Source organism: Magnetospirillum moscoviense, from assembly GCF_001650635.1.
GTDB classification, from domain to species: Bacteria; Pseudomonadota; Alphaproteobacteria; order Rhodospirillales; family Magnetospirillaceae; genus Magnetospirillum; species Magnetospirillum moscoviense.
The window spans coordinates 1-6,073 of the sequence record NZ_LWQU01000019.1 but is presented as its reverse complement, the minus strand read 5'-3'; the positions used below and the strand labels follow the sequence as shown (position 1 = coordinate 6,073).

Here is a 6,073-nt window from a genome sequence, read left to right as displayed (position 1 = left end):
TCCGGACCCGACCGCGCGATATTGCCTCGCCGCCGCCATGGGGGCGTGACCGTCAATACGATTCACGAATAGAGCCTAAAACAAATGGATTCACCACAGAGACACAGAGGCACAGAGAGATCGCGCCAGGCGAAGGGGCACGATCGTGCCGCCAGCACGACACCTCTGTGTCTCTGTGTCTCTGTGGTTTTCTTTCCGACCGAACCCGGCCGGCGACTGAGAGCCAAATCATGAAGTTCCTGGACCAGGCCAAGATTTTCGTCAAAAGCGGTGACGGCGGTGCCGGCGCGGTGTCGTTTCGGCGCGAGAAGCACATCGAGTTCGGCGGTCCCGACGGCGGCGACGGCGGGCGCGGCGGCGACGTGATCATCGAATGCGTCGATAATCTCAACACCCTGATCGATTATCGCTACCAGCAGCATTTCAAGGCGGCCAAGGGCCATCATGGCCAGGGCCGCAACTGCACCGGCGGCAAGGGTGCCGACGTGGTCCTGAAGGTGCCGGTCGGCACCCAGTTGCTGGCCGAGGACAAGGAAGTGGTGCTGGCCGACATGACCGAGGCCGGCACCCGCGTCGTCTTGTTGCGCGGCGGCGACGGCGGTTTCGGCAATCTGCATTACAAGACCAGCACCAACCAGGCGCCGCGCCGTGGCGATGTCGGCTGGCCCGGCCAGGAAATGTGGATCTGGCTGAAGCTCAAGATGATCGCCGACGCTGGATTGGTCGGGCTGCCCAATGCCGGCAAATCGACCTTCCTGGCCGCCGTCACCCGGGCACGGCCGAAGATCGCCGATTATCCCTTCACCACGTTGCATCCCAATCTGGGCGTGGTCTATCTGTCGGGCGACGAGTTCGTGCTGGCCGACATTCCCGGCCTGATCGAGGGCGCCCACGAAGGGGCCGGCATCGGTGACCGCTTCCTCGGCCATATCGAGCGCTGCCGGGTGCTGCTGCACCTGATCGACGGCACCGCCGACGACGTGGCCGAATCCTACCGCATCGTGCGCGAGGAATTGCGGGCCTATGGCGGCGGGCTGGACGAGAAGCCCGAGGTGGTGGCCTTGAACAAGTGCGACGCCATCGTCGCCGACGAGATCAAGGACAAGCTGGCGGTCCTGGAAGCGGCCTCGGGCCACAAGGTCTATCCGCTGTCCGGCGTCGCCGGCATCGGCCTGAAAGAGATTCTGGGCGCGTTGTTCACCCATATCCGCCAAGCCAAGGAAGCCGAGCCAGGCATCGTCGCGGCCTCGGCGGCGATCGGCGTCGCCAAGCGCGGCAATGAAGGCTTCTATCGCCGCATGAAGGACGCGGAATCCGAGTTCGACGACGGCTATTATGGCCCCGACGGCGAATGGATCTGGTACGACGACGGGTCGGAAGACGATGGGGACCTCGAACAGGAACAGGGCGATGACGGGGACGAGGACGAACAATCCGATCGCTGAGTCCCGGCGGCTGATCGTCAAGATCGGCTCGTCGCTGCTGGTCGATGCCGCCACCGGCCATATCCGCCGCGCCTGGCTGGAAAGTCTGTGCGACGACGTCGCCCGGGTGCGGGTGCGCGGCCAAGAGGTGATCTTGGTGTCGTCGGGCGCCGTCGCCGTCGGTCGGCGCCACCTGAACCTGACGCCGCCGCTCAGGCTGGAAGAAAAGCAGGCCGCCGCCGCCACCGGTCAGATCCGTCTGGCCCACGCCTATCAGGAAGCTTTGGCCAAGCACGGCATCACCGTCGCCCAGGTGCTGCTGACCCTGGACGATTCCGAGGACCGCCAGCGTTACCTCAACGCCCGCTCGACGCTGGAAACCCTGTTGCGGCTGGGTGCGGTGCCGGTGATCAACGAGAACGATACCGTGGCGACGGCGGAAATCCGCTTCGGCGACAATGACCGCTTGGCCGCCCGTGTCGCCCAGATGACCGGGTCCGACGCCCTGGTGCTGTTTTCCGACATCGACGGGCTTTACACCGCCGATCCCCGTAAGGACCCGACCGCACGCCACCTGCCGGTGATCGACGACATCACGCCTGAGATCGAGGCCATGGCCGGCGATCCCGGCACCGGCTACGGCTCGGGCGGCATGGTCACCAAGCTGGCGGCCGCCAAGATCTGCCTGTCGGCCGGCTGCCGCATGGCCATCTGCAAGGGCGATCCGTTGCATCCGCTGGCGGCGCTGGAAGCCGGCGCCATGGCCAGTTGGTTCATCCCCACCACCGGGGCGCGGACCGCTCGCAAGCAATGGATCTTCGGCTCGATGAATCCGGTCGGGCGGCTGACCCTGGATGCCGGCGCGGCGCGCGCCCTGGCGAGCGGCAAAAGCCTGCTGCCGGCCGGGGTGGTGGCCATCGACGGCGAGTTCCGCCAGGGCGATTGCGTCCAGGTGGTCGATACCGGCGGCCGGGTGCTGGCGCGCGGCCTGGCGGCCTATGATTCCGCCGACGCGGCGCGCATCATCGGCCACAAATCGGCCGATTTCGAGGCGATCCTGGGCTGGCACGGCCGCGACGAACTGATCCACCGCGACGATCTGGTGATGGAGGGCTGATCATGACCGAGATCCATTCCCTGATGACCGAACTGGGCCGTGCCGCCCGCGCCGCCGGCCGGGTGCTGGCGCTGACGCCGGATCAGGCCAGGAACGACGCGCTGAAGGCCGCCGCCGCCCGCTTGCGCGCCAGCGCCTCGGCCATCAAGGCGGCCAACGGCCGCGACATGGAGGCCGGCCGGGCCAAGGGCCTGAGCGATGCCATGCTCGACCGCCTGATGCTGGACGACAAGCGTATCCAGGCCATGGCCAGGGGGCTGGAAGACATTGCCCAACTGCCCGATCCGGTTGGGCGCGTGCTGGCCGACTGGACCCGGCCCAACGGTCTGCGCATCCAGCGGGTCGCCGTGCCGTTGGGCGTCATCGGCATCATCTATGAAAGCCGGCCCAACGTCACCGCCGACGCCGCCGGCCTGTGCCTGAAGTCGGGCAACGCCGCCATCTTGCGGGGCGGCTCGGAAAGCTTTCATTCCTCGCACGCCATCATGGCGGCCCTGGCCCAGGGCATCACGGACGCCGGCCTACCGGCCAATAGCGTGCAGATGGTGCCGACCACCGACCGCGCCGCGGTGGGCGAGATGCTGACCATGACCGATTTCATCGACGTCATCGTGCCCCGGGGCGGCAAAAGCCTGGTGGCCCGCGTGCGGGAAGAAAGCAAGGTGCCGCTGTTCCAGCATCTGGAAGGCATCTGCCACACCTATGTCGATGGTGCCGCCGACATCGAGATGGCCCGGTCCGTGGTGCTGAACGCCAAGATGCGCCGCACCGGCATCTGCGGCTCGACCGAGACTCTGCTGGTCGATCGCCGCCTGGCCTCGACCGGATTGGCGCTTCTGGTGTCGGACCTGCTGGCCGCCGGTTGCGAGGTCCGGGGCTGCGCCCTGACGCAAGAGGTCGATGACCGCGTCGTCGCCGCCACCGAGGAAGATTGGCGCACCGAATATCTGGACAAGATCATTTCGGTCAGGGTCGTCGATGGGGTCCAGGCCGCCATCGACCACGTCAACACCTATGGCAGCCAGCACACCGAGGCCATCGTCACCGAGGACCCGGCCGCCGCCGAGACCTTCCTGAACGGCTGCGATTCGGCCATCGTCTGCTGGAACGCCTCGACCCAGTTCGCCGATGGCGGCGAGTTCGGCATGGGCGCCGAGATCGGCATCTCGACCGGGCGCATGCATGCGCGCGGCCCCGTCGGCATCGAGCAATTGTGCACCTTCAAGTACAAGGTGCTGGGCAGCGGCCAGGTGCGCCCGTCATGAGCCGTTTCGCCCCCAATCCGTGGGGCGACGGGCGCCGTGCCCGCATCGGCTTGCTGGGCGGTTCGTTCAATCCGGCCCATGACGGTCACCGTCACGTCGCCGAACTGGCGCTGAAATTGCTGCGCCTCGATCAGGTGTGGCTGCTGGTCAGTCCGCAAAATCCGTTGAAGCCGGCGGCCGGCATGGCCTTGCTGGCCGATCGATTGGCCTCGGCCCGCGCGGTGACCGGCCGCCATCCGCGCCTGATCGCCACCGATATCGAGCGGTTCCTGCGCACCCGGGTCACGGTGGCGACCCTTGCCAGCTTGCGCACGCGCTTTCGCCAGGCTTCGTTCGTCTGGCTGATGGGGGCCGACAATCTGGTCCAGGTCAGCCGTTGGGCGCGCTGGCCGAAATTGTTCCAGGCGGTGCCGGTTGCGATTCTGGCCCGCGCTCCCTATTCTTGGAATTCCAGTTCCGCCAAGGCGGCGCGACGGTTCGGGCCTCATCGCTTGCCCGACGCCCGGTCTCGCGGGCTGGTGACAAAACGGCCGCCGGCCTGGGTGTTCCTGCACACCCGCTTGCATCCGGCCTCGGCGACCGCCATTCGTAACGAAAGGACATGGCCATAGCCCCCCGTTCCCGTTCCGCCTTCAAAAGCGCGGAAGAACTCGTCGATCTCGTTGTCGCCACCCTGGATGACGGCAAGGCCGAGGACATCACCATCATCGACCTGCGCGGCAAGTCCAGCATGGCCGACCACATGGTCATCGCCACCGGCGGCTCGAACCGCCATGTCGGCGCCCTGGCCGACCACGCGGCGGAAGCCTTGAAGAATGCCGGCCAGAGGCTGGCGATCGAGGGCGTGCCGCAATGCGACTGGGTGTTGATCGACGGGGGCGACATCATCGTCCACCTGTTCCGCCCGGAAGTGCGCGCCTTCTACAATCTGGAAAAGATGTGGGGCGCCGGGTTTAGGCCCGAACTGCCGGGCCGGCCGGCCGCTCATCCGGCGATGGTGCAGCAAGTGACGACGGCGTGAAGCTGTGGCTGGCTGCGGTCGGCCGGGCCAAGCCCGGCCCCGAGCAGGATCTGTACCACCAATATGTCCGCCGCCTGGCGGCACCCATCACCTTGCGTGAAGTCGAGGAGAAGCGGCCGCTGCCCATGGCGGCCCGCATGGCGCGTGAGGCCGAGCTGCTGCTGGCGGCGATTCCTGAGCGCGCGGTGGTGGTGGCGCTGGACCAGCGCGGCAAGTCGATGGGGTCCGAGGATTTCGCCGCCCAGATCGGGCGTTGGCGCGACGATGGCGTCGCCGACCTGGCCTTCCTGATCGGCGGCGCCGACGGCCACGGCGAGGAGGTGCGCGCGCGTGCCCAGTTGCTGCTGTCGTTCGGGGCCATGACCTGGCCGCACATGCTGGTGCGCGCCATGCTGGCCGAGCAGGTGTGGCGGGCCCAGGCGATCCTTTCCGGCCACCCGTACCACCGCGCTTGAAGCGTTTTTGGTCAGAACGGAAACCATTCGGCTTAACCCAAGGTATACGTCTTTTCTTGAAATACGGACCCGCTCGCGCAAGGATGGGGCTGCACGGGGTGGATACGGAAGGGGTAGCTCAGTGGAAGGGGATATTCCGCCGGAAGAACTGGCGGGCTTCGAGGAATACAAAGCCAAGGTCGCCGGCACCAATATCAGCGGGCAGACCCTGCTTGCCACCGACTATCTCAATCATTTCAATGAGATCGTGATGCTGCTCGACATGCTGCCGGACATGCCGGACATGATCGAGGAATGCAAGATGTGGCAGCCCAAGGATTACAAGTCCCACTTCGCCGATTCGAGCTTCTCGGACAAGCAACTGGCCATCGAGGCCTATGACCGGGTGCCGACCAAGTTCCGCCGCCCGTTCGAGGAAACCATCGGCCAGATCAATCAGCTCTTGCTGGACGGCATGGATCGGCTGGACCATCTGATCGCCGACGGCGTGGCCACCGACCAGTTGCAGGAATCCTGCCGCGCCCTGGCGCGCGCCGCCCAATTGCTGATGGATTGCGCCTCGTCGATCATTCACGGGTCCGACCGCGCCATGGCCCAGGCCGAAATCGACGGATTGCTGGGACGCTAGAGCAGCGCGCCTTTCATCTGAGGCGCGCTGCTCCAGCGCCCATGTGTGGACGGCCCCTGCGTTGCAAGGGAAATTCGACGTTCTGTGCGACCAGGCTGGGTGCAGTCATGTGTCCGGCCTGTTTGTGCGGTTCACCTGACCGCTGGCCATGATGTGATCCGCG

The 6,073-nt window shown here is 66.3% G+C and carries 7 protein-coding genes; all 7 read left to right on the top strand.

Features of this window, described 5'->3' with window-relative positions; translation table 11 throughout:
* The first annotated feature begins 230 nt into the window (after nt 1-230).
* The 7 genes from obgE (at nt 231) to A6A05_RS01085 (ending at nt 5,910) form a co-directional block, all read left to right on the top strand.
* Nucleotides 231-1,445, top strand: coding sequence for a GTPase ObgE (gene obgE / locus A6A05_RS01115; protein ID WP_068496635.1), 1,215 nt, complete (start codon nt 231-233; stop codon nt 1,443-1,445).
* Nucleotides 1,411-2,541 (top strand): glutamate 5-kinase, encoded by a 1,131-nt coding sequence (proB, locus tag A6A05_RS01110; protein ID WP_068496633.1) that lies wholly within the window; start codon nt 1,411-1,413, stop codon nt 2,539-2,541. Before obgE ends, proB begins: the two co-directional genes overlap by 35 nt.
* 2 nt (nt 2,542-2,543) lie before the next feature.
* Entirely contained in the window at nt 2,544-3,806 is a 1,263-nt protein-coding gene (locus A6A05_RS01105; protein WP_068496630.1) for a glutamate-5-semialdehyde dehydrogenase, read from the top strand.
* Entirely contained in the window at nt 3,803-4,417 is a 615-nt protein-coding gene (locus A6A05_RS01100; protein WP_068496628.1) for a nicotinate-nucleotide adenylyltransferase, read from the top strand. Before A6A05_RS01105 ends, A6A05_RS01100 begins: the two co-directional genes overlap by 4 nt.
* A complete protein-coding gene (gene rsfS / locus A6A05_RS01095) occupies nt 4,408-4,827 on the top strand; it encodes a ribosome silencing factor (RefSeq protein WP_068496627.1) in 420 nt (139 codons plus the stop codon). Before A6A05_RS01100 ends, rsfS begins: the two co-directional genes overlap by 10 nt.
* Nucleotides 4,824-5,282 carry a 23S rRNA (pseudouridine(1915)-N(3))-methyltransferase RlmH gene (gene rlmH, locus A6A05_RS01090; protein WP_068496625.1) on the top strand — a complete coding sequence of 153 codons (459 nt, stop codon included), beginning with the start codon at nt 4,824-4,826 and terminating at the stop codon, nt 5,280-5,282. The genes rsfS and rlmH overlap by 4 nt, the downstream gene beginning before the upstream one ends.
* A 121-nt stretch (nt 5,283-5,403) precedes the next feature.
* Nucleotides 5,404-5,910 (top strand): hypothetical protein, encoded by a 507-nt coding sequence (locus A6A05_RS01085; RefSeq protein ID WP_068496623.1) that lies wholly within the window; start codon nt 5,404-5,406, stop codon nt 5,908-5,910.
* Nucleotides 5,911-6,073 lie beyond the last annotated feature (163 nt).